Below are 14,139 nucleotides of genomic sequence, written 5' to 3'. Positions count from 1 at the left end.
AGCCACGGCCAAAAATGACGTTCTACTTTTTAAGACCTCGGTTTGTTGTTATAATGACGTCGCATCACGCGGCGCTCTTTATCAAGGGCGCACTCATGGTGCCGGTTTGCATAATCGGCCATCCGCTCAGGCGGCCTTGTTAGTGCAAAACCACAACCAAACCAACTCAAAGCGCTTTAAATACAAGCAGTTGCTAACTAAATAAACGGTTGAGTTACTAAAAGACTCTGTCCTTTTTTCTTGCTTTAAGGGTAATGTGTGTTTAAGAAAATTTTAGTCGCGAATCGCGGTGAAATTGCGGTACGTATTGTGCGCGCCTGTTCAGAAATGGGCATCAAGTCGGTGGCCATTTACGCGGATGCCGACCGTCATGCCTTGCATGTCAAGAAAGCTGACGAAGCCTATAATATTGGCTCTGACCCGGTGGCAGGCTACCTGAACGCACACAACATTGTGAACATTGCTGTGGCTGCAGGCTGTGACGCCTTGCATCCTGGCTATGGCTTCCTGTCTGAAAATCCTGAGCTGGCTGAGGTCTGTGCCCGCCGCGGTATTAAGTTTATCGGCCCTGAAGCTGACGTAATTCGCCAGATGGGTGACAAGATTCAGGCACGTAACGCCATGATCAATGCGGGTATTCCCTGCGTGCCAGGTAGTGATGGCAACCTGGAATCTCTAGATGCCGCTGTGCAACTGGCTAAAAAGATTGGCTATCCGGTGATGTTAAAAGCCACCAATGGTGGTGGTGGCCGCGGCATTCGTCGTTGCGATAGCGAAAAAGAATTATTAAGTAATTACGACCGCGTGATTTCCGAAGCCAGCAAAGCCTTTGGCAAACCTGAAGTCTTCCTGGAAAAATGTGTCGTACATCCTCGCCATATTGAAGTACAGATTTTGGCCGATGCGCATGGCAATGTCATCCACTTGTTTGAGCGCGACTGTTCTATCCAGCGCCGTAACCAGAAACTGATTGAAATTGCACCCTCGCCACAACTGTCGCAAGCACAACGCGATTACATTGGTGGTCTGGGCGTCAAGGCCGCGAAAGCAGTCGGTTATGAAAATGCCGGCACGGTCGAGTTCCTGCTCGATTCAGACAACAATTTCTACTTCATGGAAATGAACACCCGCTTGCAGGTGGAGCATACCGTGACTGAAACTATCACTGGTGTCGATATCGTACAGCAACAGATTCGTGTCGCTGCTGGGTTGCCACTGCAGTACAAGCAAAGCGAAATCGCCTTCCGTGGTTTTGCCATGGAATACCGTATCAACGCTGAAGACCCGCAAAAGGATTTTCTGCCCAGCTTTGGCAAGATCACGCGCTACTATGCACCGGGCGGCCCCGGTGTACGTATGGATGCAGCAATTTACAGCGGCTATGTCATTCCGCCCTACTACGACTCCATGTGCGCCAAACTGACAGTTTGGGCTTTGGACTGGGAAGGTGTGATTGAGCGCGGTCGCCGTGCGCTGAACGACATGGTAGTGTATGGCGTCAAAACGACGATCCCTTACTACCAGCAAATCATGCTACACCCAGATTTCCGGGCGGCCGATTTCAATACCAGCTTTGTGGAACAACATCCCGAGCTGACAGAATATGATGTCGGATTACCGAAAGAGTTGATGGCCGCAGCAATTGCTGCCGCGATTGCTGCCCACGAAGGCATTTGATTAACCGTATTGCAGATATTAATTTAGATCGACAAGATTATGAGCAAAATACATGTCACCGAACTCGTTTTAAGAGATGGACACCAATCCCTGATCGCGACGCGCATGCGTACCGAAGATATGCTGCCGATTGCCAGCAAACTGGATGAGATTGGTTTCTGGTCCCTGGAAGCCTGGGGCGGTGCCACCTTTGACGCCTGCGTGCGCTTTCTGAAAGAAGATCCATGGGAGCGCTTGCGCAGTCTGCGTAAAGCATTACCTAATACACCTATCAACATGCTGTTGCGTGGCCAGAACTTGCTGGGCTACCGTCACTACTCTGACGATGTCGTACACGCCTTCGTCAAACAGGCGGCTGACACGGGTGTCGATGTGTTCCGTATTTTTGATGCGATGAACGACATCCGCAACCTGAAAACAGCGATTGAAGCCGTTAAAAACGTTAAAAAACACGCGATTGGCACCCTGTCATTCACTACCAGCCCGGTGCATGACATCAATTACTTCGTAAACATGGCCAAAGAGCTTGAAGGCCTGGGTTGTGACAGTATTGGTGTCAAAGACATGGCAGGTTTGCTAACCCCAACCCTGGCAGGCGATCTGGTCAAAGCATTGAAAGCCGCCGTCAGCGTACCGATTCATATGCATAGCCACGCCACCTCCGGCCTGGCCAGCATGGTGATGCTGAAGAGCGTTGAAAACGGCGTGGATATTATTGATACCTGTAACTCATCCTTCTCTGAAGGTGCCAGCCATCCGACCACTGAGAGCCTGGTCGCCGCATTAAAGGGCACCGAGTACGACACCGGCCTCGATTTGGGCAAACTGCAGGAAATCACCGCTTACTTTAAAGAAGTACGCAAGAAATACTGGCAGTTCGAAAGCGAATTCACTGGCGTAGATACCCGTGTCTTGGTTAACCAGGTGCCAGGCGGCATGATTTCCAACTTGTCTAACCAGTTGAAAGAACAAGGCGCACTCAACCGTATGGATGAAGTGCTGGCTGAGATTCCGCGTGTACGCCAGGATCTTGGTTACCCTCCGTTGGTCACACCGACCTCACAAATCGTGGGTACGCAGGCTGTATTAAACGTATTAACTGGTGGCCGTTACAAGTCCATCACCAACGAAGTGAAAAACTACCTGTTGGGCCAATATGGTAAAGCACCTGCTGCTGTAAATGCAGACGTACGCAAACAAGCGGTTGGCGATGCAGAAGTCATCACTTGCCGTCCGGCAGACTTGCTGCAACCAGAACTGGCAAGACTGCAATCTGAAGCTGAGCGTTTCGCCAACAATGAGCAAGATGTACTGACCTACGCCATGTTCCCGGATATTGGCCAGACCTTCTTGCAAGAACGCAATGCCGGTTCATTGACACCAGAACCGCTACTTAGCAAAGACGCCGTGACTCAGCAAACGGCTGCCGCACGCTACGCGCCTAACGAATTTAACATCACACTGCACGGTGAAACCTACCATATCAAACTAACAGGTAGCGGTCACGCCGGTGAAGAACGCAAGCCTTACTACGTTAAAGTCGATGGCATTTCGGAAGAAGTATTTGTAGAAACGCTGAGCGAGATGGAAGTCAGTGGTGGTGCGAATAATGGCTCTGCTGGCGGCAAGAAAAAAGCATCTGTGGCAGCCAGCGGTCGTCCACGCCCTAGCCACCCAGGTTGCGTCACCACCGCCATGCCAGGCACCATTGTTACCGTCAAAGTCAATGTCGGTGACAAGGTCAACGCAGGTGATGGCGTGCTAGTGATTGAGGCGATGAAAATGGAAAACGAAATCCAGGCCAGCAAATCAGGCACCGTGGTTGCGATCCATGTCGCCAAAGGTGACAGCGTCACCCCGGATGAAACACTGATTGAAATTCAACCGGAATAATCCAGTGCACAAAAATCCCTGAAGCAATTCAGGGATTTTTGCTTTTAGCCATGACAAAATCTATCATTCTCGCCTCTTCTTCTCGTTACCGCCGCGAAGTGCTGCAAAAGCTGCATATCCCGTTTGAGTGCATCTCGCCCGAAATTGACGAAACCCCGCTTGATGGCGAAAGCCCTGAGCACACCTCGTTGCGCCTGGCCGAAGGCAAGGCACGCAAAGTAGCCGAGAGCCAGCCTCATGCGCTGATTATTGGCTGCGATCAGGTGGCAACAGTCGATGGCTTGCAGATAGGCAAACCTGGCAATCACGAGAATGCGGTCAGACAACTGACCATGCTTAGCGGCAAAGAAGTGATTTTTCATAGTGCGCTGTGTTTGTACGATAGTAGCAGCCAGTACATGCAATCGACTAATGTGCCCTACTTTGTTAAATTCAAAGTATTAACGACCCTGCAAATTGAAACCTACTTGCGGCTGGAGCAACCCTACGACTGCGCAGGCAGCGCCAAGTCTGAAGGCATGGGCATCGCGCTGCTAGACTATATGCGTGGTGACGACCCCAATGCGCTGATTGGCCTACCAGTGATCGCACTGGTCAATATGCTGCAACAAGCTGGCGTTGATGTCTTGTCCACCTCTAGGATTTAACCCCGCTACCTCTGGCGCCGAATAAAATCGTGTGTTAACTTTTGAACGGCTGTTGCGTTAAGGCAGTCTCAAGCGTGTACGCTTACATACAAAAAACGAGAGGATATTCATGCGATTCAGCTCCCTGCTGTTATTTTCCCTGGGTAGTGTTTCATTGTGCAGTAGTTCATTAGCACAAGCAGAAGTGACGACGACCAGTCCGCAATCAGACCAAACCAGCGTCGCGGTGACCATCTACAACGAAGACCTGGCGCTAGTAAAAGATAACCGTAAACTCAGTTTGAATAATGGCTTATCTGCCTTGTCATTCCGTGATGTCAGTGCGCAAATCAAACCTGAAACGGCCTTGTTGCGTAGCCTGTTGCCCAATACCAGCCTGCAAGTGCTGGAGCAGAACTTTGACTTTGACCTTCTCACCCCACAAAAACTGCTGGAGAAACACGTAGGCCAGCAAGTCACGATTATCCACACTAACCCAAGCACAGGTGCCGAGACGCAAGAAACCGCAACCGTGTTATCCGCACAAGATGGTGTCGTGCTCAAAATCGGCAACCGCATTGAAACTGGCATCTCTGGCCGCATCGTTTACCCTAACGTGCCAGGCCAACTCAAAGACCGGCCAACCCTGACCACGCAGGTGCAATACAAGGGCGCAGAACAAACCAGCCTCGAATTAAGCTACCTCACTGGCGGCCTGCAATGGAAGGCCGACTACGTGGCCGAGCTAAGCAGCAAAGAAGACGCGATTGATCTCTCCGGCTGGGTCACACTCACCAATACCAGTGGCACGGCTTATCCTAATGCCAAAGTGCAACTGGTGGCAGGTGACGTTAACCGTGTGTGCGAAACCATCCGCCCCAAAACCATGATGATGCGTTCTGAAGCCATGGTGGCTGATGCAGCCATGCCCAGCGAGCAAGGCCTGCTTGAATATCACCTGTATACGCTACCTCGCACGACGACCATAGGCGAGAATCAGACCAAACAAGTCGCCCTGCTTTCTGCCCAGCGTATTCCTGCACGTAAAGAGCTGGTATTAACGGGCGCCGATTACTACTATCAAGGCCAGTACCGCGACGTTGAGAAAAAACAAAAGGTGCAAGTGTTTGTCGAGTTTGAAAATAAGGAAAGCAGCAAGTTAGGCCTGCCTTTACCTAAAGGCACGATGCGGGTGTATAAAAAAGATAATGATGGCACCGCACAATTTGTCGGTGAAGACCAGATCGACCATACGCCGAAAAACGATACCGTACGCCTTAAACTCGGCAACGCGTTTGATGTCACCGCCGACCGCGTGCAAACCGACTTTAAAAACCTGAGCAAACCAAACCAGACGCAACTTTATGAAAGCGCTTATGCCATCACCCTGCATAACGCTAAAAAAGAAGCCGTGACAGTGACGGTGCAAGAGCCGATCAATGGCGACTGGAAAATCCTCAATGAATCACACGCGCATAAGAAAACCAACGCGCATCAAGCCACCTGGCAAGTCAATGTGCCTGCTGAAGGTGATGTGACGCTTAAATATCGTGTACAAGTGAAGTATTAATCTCTCGCCATCCAAGCAGTCTCAGAAAAAGCATTCTTGCAAAAGAATGCTTTTTTTATGCCCTGCATGGGATAATCCGGCTTTTAAAAACCTATCGATCATATTATGGCTGCCGGCACTTTATACTTTATCCCCGTCCCTCTCGCTGAAGGCACCACCCCGCAACAAGTGCTCCCGCCAGAAGTCGTGCAACGCATGCACAGCCTGCGCCACTTTATTGTCGAAAATGAAAAAACTGCGCGCCAGTTCCTAGCCGCCAGCGGCCATCCGGTGCCTATCCGCGAATTAAACCTGTCAGTGCTCACTAAAGATACACCGAGTAAAGACCTGGCTAAATTATTGCAACCCATACAGCAAGGCACTGACGTAGGGTTAATGAGCGAAGCTGGCTGCCCGGGCATTGCTGACCCTGGCGCCGCATTAGCGGCAGTTGCACATCACAAAGGCATACGTGTAGTGCCTTTAATCGGCCCTAGCAGTTTGTTACTGAGCTTGATGGCCAGCGGCCTCAATGGCCAGCGGTTTACGTTTTTAGGCTATTTGCCCAGCGATAAAAACGAGCGTATCAAAACCATCAAAGGCATTGAGTTTGACTCCAGAAAACAACAGGCCACACAGCTGTTTATCGAAACGCCTTACCGCAACCAGCATGTGCTGGAAGACCTGGTTGCCAACCTGCAACCGCTCACGCTGCTATGCGTGGCATGCAATATCACTGCACAAGATGAATTGATTGTGACTAAAACCATCGCCGACTGGAAAAAATCAGCGTTGCCGGATGTGCATAAAAAACCTACCGTATTTTTGCTACTTGCATAATGAATAATTAAGTGCATAAAAAAGCCCCGCATCAAGCGGGGCTTTTCATAGCCAGCGATCAATCAGACTGAGCGACGTCTAACAACAGAGGCCATCAGGCCAAACCCTGCCAGCAACATGCTAAAAGTGTCAGCTTCGGGGACTGGTAGAGTTGGCGTCATGGTTACCCAATAAACGCCCAACCCATTGTTTTGATAAGCCTGAAAAAATGGAAAAGTCACTAATACCTTGCCATAGTTACCTGCATCCGTTTTAACCGCGAATACTGAGTTAGCCGTTAGCAAATTCCCGACATCGCCACCGCTAATCCCTGTAGAAGAATACGTCAACGCCTCAAGATCACTCACCGTCAATGCATTAAAACTCAAACCACCAACACCTACTTGGCCGACATAAGCGAGTTGAGCCGTTGAATAAGGCATCAATACGCGGCTCGTTGACGTAATTTGCTCCCACCACACATCTGCACCAGGACCAGTTGTTAATGACCCTGTATCAAAATCGAATAAATAAGTACCCGGAATCACCGTGACGCCTTCTGAAACAGACGCGGCCTGTGCACTGGTGGCAACACCGCTCGCCATCGCCAAAGCTAATAATGCAGTGGCTATGCCACGCTTGTATGCATGTTTAAACAATCTCATCTCAGCTCTCCAAATTAATATAAAAGTCCACTATTATTAACTTATTTTAACTTAATTTGCAACAGGTTAAATTGAAATATCACCCGCACATCCATATGATTTTCAGGCACGGCCTGATAAAAGCGGGTGATAAATTCACAAATAATGTGGCATCCTTACACGCAATCAATATTAAAGGCCAGAGATGCATCCTCGCATAACTCAACACGCACTCGTATGGGCGGCCCTTTTCTGTCTCCAGAACGGACATGCGGCTGAAGGGTTGATCGAAATAGAAGGTCATGGCTGGCATATTGCCATCACGCCTGAACAGCTGGCCCTGGTTGGCAACAAACAAGACCTCACCACGTTCAAATTAATCCAGGCCATCATCGCGGGCGAAGAGCAGTCTACTTTTCTGGCAAAAACGCTACAAGCCACCTACCCGGAACGTCAGCTATTTTATGATTACGTAACCAACCGGCGCGGCAACCCCGCCAACACCCCTCATATCCTATTTACCCAAAAGCCGTCTTTGCTTGCGCTGGACATACAAGACTCCCCCGCATACATGCTGATAGGCACGCATGAGGCTGATTATCTGGCAGGAGATGAACGCGATAACTGGCTCGCTGGACTCGCGGGCATTGATAGCTATGACGCGGGCACAGGAGACGACATACTGTTGGTGGAAAATCCTGAGTCGCATATTAAAGGCGGTGAAGGCATAGATAGCGTGGTCTTTACCTCACCACAAAGCAATGTCTTGAATCTGGCACAGTCAGACATTGAGATTGCATTTGGCCATCGTGGCAATGATATTTTAATTGGCGGCGGTAGAAGCTCCGTCTACATCAACGCAGGTGCAGGCGATGATATCGTGATCGGCGGAGCCGCAAATGATGTACTGGTCGGAGACGTGGGCAGTGACCTGGTAGATGGTGGCGCCGGCAATGACCTGATATATGGCGGGGAAGGCCAGGACCAGCTACTCGGCGGGACTGGAGATGATATTCTGCTTGGGCAGCAAGGTGACGATAGGCTCAACGGCAGTACAGGTAACGACGTACTGGAAGGTGGCGCTGGCGACGATACGCTGGAGGGTAGCGAAGGAGTGGACATGGCCGCTTTTACCGGCAACCTGGAAGAATACCGCTTACAAAAACTCAACGACGCCAGTTGGCGCATCAGCGACCGGATAAATGCGCGTGACGGGAGCGATATACTGGTCAATATCGAAACGCTGTACTTCAAGAACACCGGCTGGGTGGACCTGACCATCCCTGAGCCTATCCCAGTCGCGGATGCGATCACTTTGCATGACGGTGACTTTCAGATCATGAAACCGTTTGGCAATCCAACCAAGGTCATGGTCATAGATGCGAATCGCCTGACAAATAATGACTTCAGCATGCAACCTGGACGACTGAAAATACAAGCCATTACAGACAAATATGGTAAAGAAATCCGCTTAGACAATCTGGGAGATATTGACGCAGGCAGCATTATGCTCACATCTGACAACAAGATTGTGTTTTCGCCTACCATCGCTAACAACTTTTCCTTTAGCTTCAATTACATACTTAAGGCTGTGAACCCAGAAAAACCAAGAACCATTTACCATCTGCTGTACAAACAATCCCACCGCATGGCTGCAAAAGTCACGCTTTCAATGGACGGCCCTTCCCGCACAGCAGAAACGTCTACGAACTTTACATGCGAACAACATTGCGTACTGCCTGAGGCGTTTAAAAAGCTTCAATTATTAGGAAACCGCCACATCAACGGCAATGGCAATTCACTAGATAATCTCCTGATCGGCAACCCGGCAAATAACATACTGGATGGCGCTGAGGGGGAAGACATCATGATAGGTGGTGCTGGTAACGATACCTACTATGTCGACCATGCACATGATATGGTTAAAGAAAATGCAAACGATGGCAATGATACGGTCTACAGCAATACAGACCAATATCAGCTACCTGAGCACGTTGAAAATCTAATATTGCTGCCAGATGCCACAGATGGCAACGGCAATCAACTGGATAATATTATCTTTGGCAATGCCAGAGATAATACACTCACAGGCGCAGAGGGAAACGATATCCTCGACGGCCAAGAAGGCAACAATACGCTGGTTGGCGGAAGAGGCAACGACCATCTCATCGCCCTCAAAGGCAAAACGCACATCATTTTCACCCGTGGTGATGGACAAGACAGCGTACAGCAAAATAACCAGTCACAACTCACGCTAGCGCTCGGGCAAGATATTCCAGCCAGTGAAGTGGCTCTCGCGCGCAACAAGCAAAATCTGCACATCAAGCTTGCACACAGCAGCGACGAAATCACCCTACTCAACTGGTTTGTCAGCCAGGGAACTCTCACTATTCAGAGCGGGGATGCTAAACAATTACACAACGCACAGGTCGATGACTTTTTTCATACATTCCCAGATGTGGAAAAACAGCAGGCGTCTGCTGAAGAGTCACCCGAAGCATTAGAACGTCAAAAAGAAAAATTACATGCTTTATGGCAAACGCCCAGGTTATCCGCTGAATAACCACACGGCCAATGCATGGCCTCTACCCATAAGGACTATTCCACATCAAATTAAATCCATGTTAAATTTAGCAACCTTTTTAAAGGTTAATTAAACAAAAACATAGGGAGACTAAAATGAAGAAGTTAATAATGGGGATGGCACTGATCGGTGCTATGGTGAGTTATGATGCATCAGCCGTAGAAGTAAACGCAGCCATCACAGGCCAGGATATTGAGTGGAGTCAATTCGGTATCGGTGGCGTTACCAGCGGCACCGCATTTACCTACACAGGCGGCACTGGTAGCGTATATTCAACCGCAGGCACACTGCAAGCTATACAACAGGGCACAGGCTGGAATGGCAACATGCCTGCCAATGAGCCTCTGCTGTGGACAGGGTCCGGCGCAGGCCCAGAAATCTCACTCAACTTCGATAGCGGTATTTTTGGCGCAGGCGCATATATCCAGTCAAACTATTATGGTAGCTTTACCGCCCTGATCCAGGCTTATGACTTCTCCGGCAACATTCTGGAGTCATACACTGAAGATGGCCTCTCAGACAGCAATACCGGCACGGCTATTTACTTAGGCGTTGCGCGTAACAATGCAGATATTTTCAAAATCACTTACACACTGACATCAGCCCCTTTCAACGCGTTGAATGACTTCGCCATTTCCGGCGTCAATGTTGCTCAAACTGGCATCAGCACAGTACCAGAAGCAGACACCTATGCATTAATGATGTTTGGTCTGGCCTTGGTCTCCTTGATCAGCCGTCGTAAACAACACTAATCATTCGCACCCCGCAAAAGGCCAGACACCTGGCCTTTTGCTTTTGCAGTAGCCTGATCGCTACTGCCCGCGCATAAACATCTTGTCCAAATCATTCAGACTCACCTGAAACCAGGTCGGTCTGCCATGATTACACTGCCCGCTGCGCTCTGTCGCTTCCATATCCCGAAGTAAGGCATTCATTTCAGTAATCGTCAGTTGTCTATTTGCACGCACCGCTGCGTGGCAGGCCATCGTACCTAGCACCTCGTTCTGGCGTTCCAACAGCACACGGCTGGCACCATATTCGTTCAGGTCGCGCAATACCGCGCGCGCCAACGCCACGGCATCTGCACCTTGTAGCATGGTCGGTATGGCGCGGATCGCGATCGTGGTTGGTGACAAAGTCGCTAGATCAAACCCCAGCTGTTGCAAAGTATCGCTACCTTGCAGGCTTTGCAGGGTGGCGACCTCGACTTTCTCAGCATAAAAGCTGATCGGAATCAGCAAGGGTTGCGTGGCAATCGCCTGTTCACTAAGCGCATTTTTCAGGCGCTCATACATAATGCGCTCGTGTGCGGCGTGCATATCGACCACCACCATGCCTTGCGTGTTTTGAGCAAGGATATAAATGCCATGCAACTGTCCCAACGCAAAGCCCAGCGGGTATTGTTGTGGCGCTTCGCTTGTTGCTTGAATTAACTCGGCTACGGGCATTTCCTGCAAACCGACAGAAGAATGACTTTCTTCCATATTCCCAGCCGTTGTCGCAGATTTTAAATCACCATAGAGCTGGCCGTAAAACTGCTGAGCCAGCGCAGCGCCATTGCTCACACTTGGTTGGTAATTGCCAGCAAACACCGGACGACTTTGCAAAGGCATTTCAACCTGTTCACGTGGCATGTTAAAAGCCGGCGCATTGCCAGGTCGGAACGGGTTAAACGGCGCTTGCACGGGCTGGCTAGCCTGAATTTCGGCTGAGGTTTTACCCAAGGCTTTATGCAGGCTATGGAAAATAAAACGATGCACGGCTTGCGACTCGCGGAAACGGACTTCGGTTTTGGCCGGGTGTACGTTGACATCCACCAGCGATGGATCGAGCTCTAAAAACAGCACGAACGCAGGATGTTTGTCCCCATGCAGCACATCCTGATAGGCTTGTTTAATGGCGTGGGCGATCAACTTGTCGCGCACAAAACGGCCATTCACAAACACATATTGGCTATCACGGCTGTGACGCTGGTAAGTCGGCGACGCCGTCATGCCCCACAGGCGCAGGCCACCGCTCTCTTCTTCCAGCCAGACGCTTTGCGAGGCAAACTCACTGCCCAGCACGTCGGTGATGCGTTGTTGCGGCGTACTCGCCGCCAGACGCGTCATCGCCTTACCATTATGCTGCAATAAGAAGCCGACATTGGGCCGTGACAAAGCGACACGCGTAAACGCATCTTCGCAATGACCAAACTCGGTGTTTTCAGTTTTCAAAAACTTGCGCCGGGCCGGTGTGTTAAAGTACAAATCATGCACCTCAACGATCGTGCCGGCATCCAATGCGGCTGGGCTCACGGTTTGCCCTTGCGTGCCCTCGGCGGCAATTTGCCAGGCATGACTAGCCGCTTGCTGGCGACTAGTGAGCACGGTACGTGAGATTGAGGCGATACTTGCCAGCGCTTCCCCCCTAAAACCCAAACTACCCACTTGCTCCAGGTCTTCCAGGCTTTGAATTTTGCTGGTGGCATGCCGCGTCAGCGCAAGCTCTAGCTCGTCTTTGGCAATACCATGGCCGTTGTCAGTCACTTTGAGTAACTTCATGCCGCCTTGCTGTAAGGCCACCTGCACTTGCGTGCTGCCTGCGTCAACGCTGTTTTCCAGCAATTCTTTCAGCGCCGAGGCCGGGCGCTCGACCACTTCTCCAGCAGCAATTTGTGAAATGAGTTGGTCAGGCAGTAGTTGGATTTTCATCCTGCCATTTTAAACCGTTTGGTAGAATGACTGCATGTTCGCCAACGAATTTCAGCAATATTTATCCCGCTTTACGCTCGCCCGCCAGTTGGGTCGCCAGCATCACTTTTACGTGGGCCCGACCAATTCCGGCAAAACCTACCAGGCACTTGAGACCTTACGCCAGGCTGCGTCTGGCGTTTACCTGGCGCCATTACGCTTACTGGCGATGGAAGTGCGCGACCGCCTGATGCAGGCTGGCGTACCGTGTAACCTGGTCACTGGCGAAGAACGCGTGATGGTGCCTGGCGCCAAACATACGGCCTCGACCATTGAAATGTTACGGCCAGATATGGCGGTAGAGATCGCTGTGATTGATGAAATCCAGATGCTGATGGATCCGGATCGTGGCAGCGCCTGGACCGCCGCACTGGTTGGCGTGCCTGCTAAACAGGTATTTATCTGTGGCGCCAATAGCGTGACAGAAAGCTGTACGCGTGTGCTGGACGCCTTAAATGAGCCTTATACCCTCACCCACTTGCAACGCATGACACCGTTGTTGATTGAAGACCACAGCATTTGTGGTGCACGCTACCACGCGGCCAAATTACACAAGGCCCTGCAACCCGGCGACGCGATTATCGCCTTTAGCCGCAAAGATGTGCTGACACTCGCAGCACGCATTCGTCAATGCGGCTTAAGCGTCGCCACTATTTACGGCGCGCTATCGCCAGAAGTCCGCCGTGGCGAATCTGCCCGCTTTGCCAATGGAGAAGCACAAATACTGGTGGCAACAGACGCCATTGGCATGGGCCTCAACCTGCCTATCCGTCGCGTGATTTTTGCCAATATCCATAAATTTGACGGCATCGCACCGCGCCCGCTCAACGCCACCGAAATGCGCCAGATTGCGGGTCGTGCAGGCCGTCACGGTCTCTATGACACCGGCTATGTGACAGTACTGGAAGATGACGAGCAATGGCATTTGCAAGCCATGCTGCAAGTCGATGATACGGTGCCGTTATTTGCCCTGCCAATCGCGATGGGGGGTGGCGATATTGAAGCCCTGAGCCAGAGAATCCCGACCTGGCGACTGGCTGAGTGTGTAGAGTATTTGCATAACCAATACGCCAGGCAACACGACCAACAGCACTTGCAATGGCAAGTCACCGCATTGCAATATCAACAAGCCTTGCTCATAGACGAAGTAGCGCCCACACTCAGCATGCGCGACAAATACCGCCTCATGTGCGCGCCGCTGGCGATACAAGTGCCGATTGCAAGGGATTATTTTATGCAATGTGTCACCGCTGTCGCCACGCAACAACCGCGGTCGTTACCCAATATGCCGGATTGGCTGAATGGACAACAGGCACAATACCTGGAGCAGGCCGAACTGATTTGCCAGCATTTGAGTTTGTATAGCTGGTTGTCGTATCAGTATCCGCAGGTTTTCCCGGATAGAGTGTTGATTGATGATGCGAGGAAAAAGCTGAATGCTTATATCAGCAGAGCGTTGCGGGTGCAGGCGGGGTATGGGAAGACGCAGCGGGAAGCGGAGTTAGCGCAGTATCGTTAAATCGCATTGAAACTAAAAACATCTTTTCGCCTTGTCGGCGAGTTACTTTCTGGTGCTTGTCCCCCAGAAAGTAACCAAAGAGGAAGACACCCAGCC

General features: G+C 50.8%; 10 protein-coding genes. 8 read left to right on the top strand and 2 right to left on the bottom strand.

All coding sequences use genetic code 11. The features are described from left to right. Nucleotides 1-258 precede the first annotated feature (258 nt). The 5 genes from OH31_RS06080 (at nt 259) to OH31_RS06060 (ending at nt 6,585) form a co-directional block, all read left to right on the top strand. The gene (locus OH31_RS06080; protein ID WP_019882190.1) at nt 259-1,677 is read left to right on the top strand and encodes an acetyl-CoA carboxylase biotin carboxylase subunit; all 1,419 of its coding nucleotides are present in this window, start codon (nt 259-261) and stop codon (nt 1,675-1,677) included. 39 nt (nt 1,678-1,716) lie between these two features. Continuing rightward, on the top strand, nt 1,717-3,570 hold the full coding sequence (gene oadA, locus OH31_RS06075) for a sodium-extruding oxaloacetate decarboxylase subunit alpha (protein ID WP_024930033.1): 1,854 nt from the start codon (nt 1,717-1,719) through the stop codon (nt 3,568-3,570). 50 nt (nt 3,571-3,620) lie between these two features. Beyond that, nucleotides 3,621-4,217, top strand: a complete 597-nt coding sequence (locus OH31_RS06070; protein WP_024930032.1) for a Maf family nucleotide pyrophosphatase — start codon at nt 3,621-3,623, stop codon at nt 4,215-4,217. A 109-nt stretch (nt 4,218-4,326) separates the two neighbouring features. Next, entirely contained in the window at nt 4,327-5,766 is a 1,440-nt protein-coding gene (locus OH31_RS06065; RefSeq protein WP_024930031.1) for a DUF4139 domain-containing protein, read from the top strand. Nucleotides 5,767-5,871: 105 nt separating this feature from the next. Further along, complete coding sequence (locus tag OH31_RS06060) at nt 5,872-6,585, top strand: SAM-dependent methyltransferase (RefSeq protein WP_019882186.1); 714 nt, start codon at nt 5,872-5,874, stop codon at nt 6,583-6,585. Between the two features lie 62 nt (nt 6,586-6,647). Here the strand turns inward: OH31_RS06060 and OH31_RS06055 are convergent, their stop codons facing one another. Beyond that, nucleotides 6,648-7,229 carry a PEP-CTERM domain protein gene (locus tag OH31_RS06055; protein WP_024930030.1) on the bottom strand — a complete coding sequence of 194 codons (582 nt, stop codon included), beginning with the start codon at nt 7,227-7,229 and terminating at the stop codon, nt 6,648-6,650. 262 nt (nt 7,230-7,491) lie between these two features. On the opposite strand from OH31_RS06055, the gene OH31_RS06050 reads away from it, so the two are divergent. Both OH31_RS06050 and OH31_RS06045 read left to right on the top strand, forming a co-directional pair. Further along, nucleotides 7,492-9,771 carry a calcium-binding protein gene (locus tag OH31_RS06050; RefSeq protein WP_242402215.1) on the top strand — a complete coding sequence of 760 codons (2,280 nt, stop codon included), beginning with the start codon at nt 7,492-7,494 and terminating at the stop codon, nt 9,769-9,771. Nucleotides 9,772-9,887: 116 nt separating this feature from the next. Beyond that, nucleotides 9,888-10,544: a PEP-CTERM sorting domain-containing protein gene (locus OH31_RS06045; RefSeq protein WP_148296195.1), complete on the top strand. Its 657-nt coding sequence runs from the start codon at nt 9,888-9,890 to the stop codon at nt 10,542-10,544. A gap of 60 nt (nt 10,545-10,604) precedes the next feature. Here OH31_RS06045 and mutL read toward each other — a convergent pair whose 3' ends face one another. Next, the gene (gene mutL, locus OH31_RS06040) at nt 10,605-12,485 is read right to left on the bottom strand and encodes a DNA mismatch repair endonuclease MutL (RefSeq protein WP_024930028.1); all 1,881 of its coding nucleotides are present in this window, start codon (nt 12,483-12,485) and stop codon (nt 10,605-10,607) included. Nucleotides 12,486-12,519: 34 nt separating this feature from the next. On the opposite strand from mutL, the gene OH31_RS06035 reads away from it, so the two are divergent. After that, nucleotides 12,520-14,043, top strand: a complete 1,524-nt coding sequence (locus OH31_RS06035) for a helicase-related protein (RefSeq protein ID WP_024930027.1) — start codon at nt 12,520-12,522, stop codon at nt 14,041-14,043. Nucleotides 14,044-14,139: the final 96 nt, after the last annotated feature.

The organism is Methylophilus sp. OH31 (assembly GCF_000576615.1).
Lineage (GTDB): Bacteria > Pseudomonadota > Gammaproteobacteria > Burkholderiales > Methylophilaceae > Methylophilus.
This window is presented reverse-complemented; position numbering and strand designations above follow the sequence as displayed.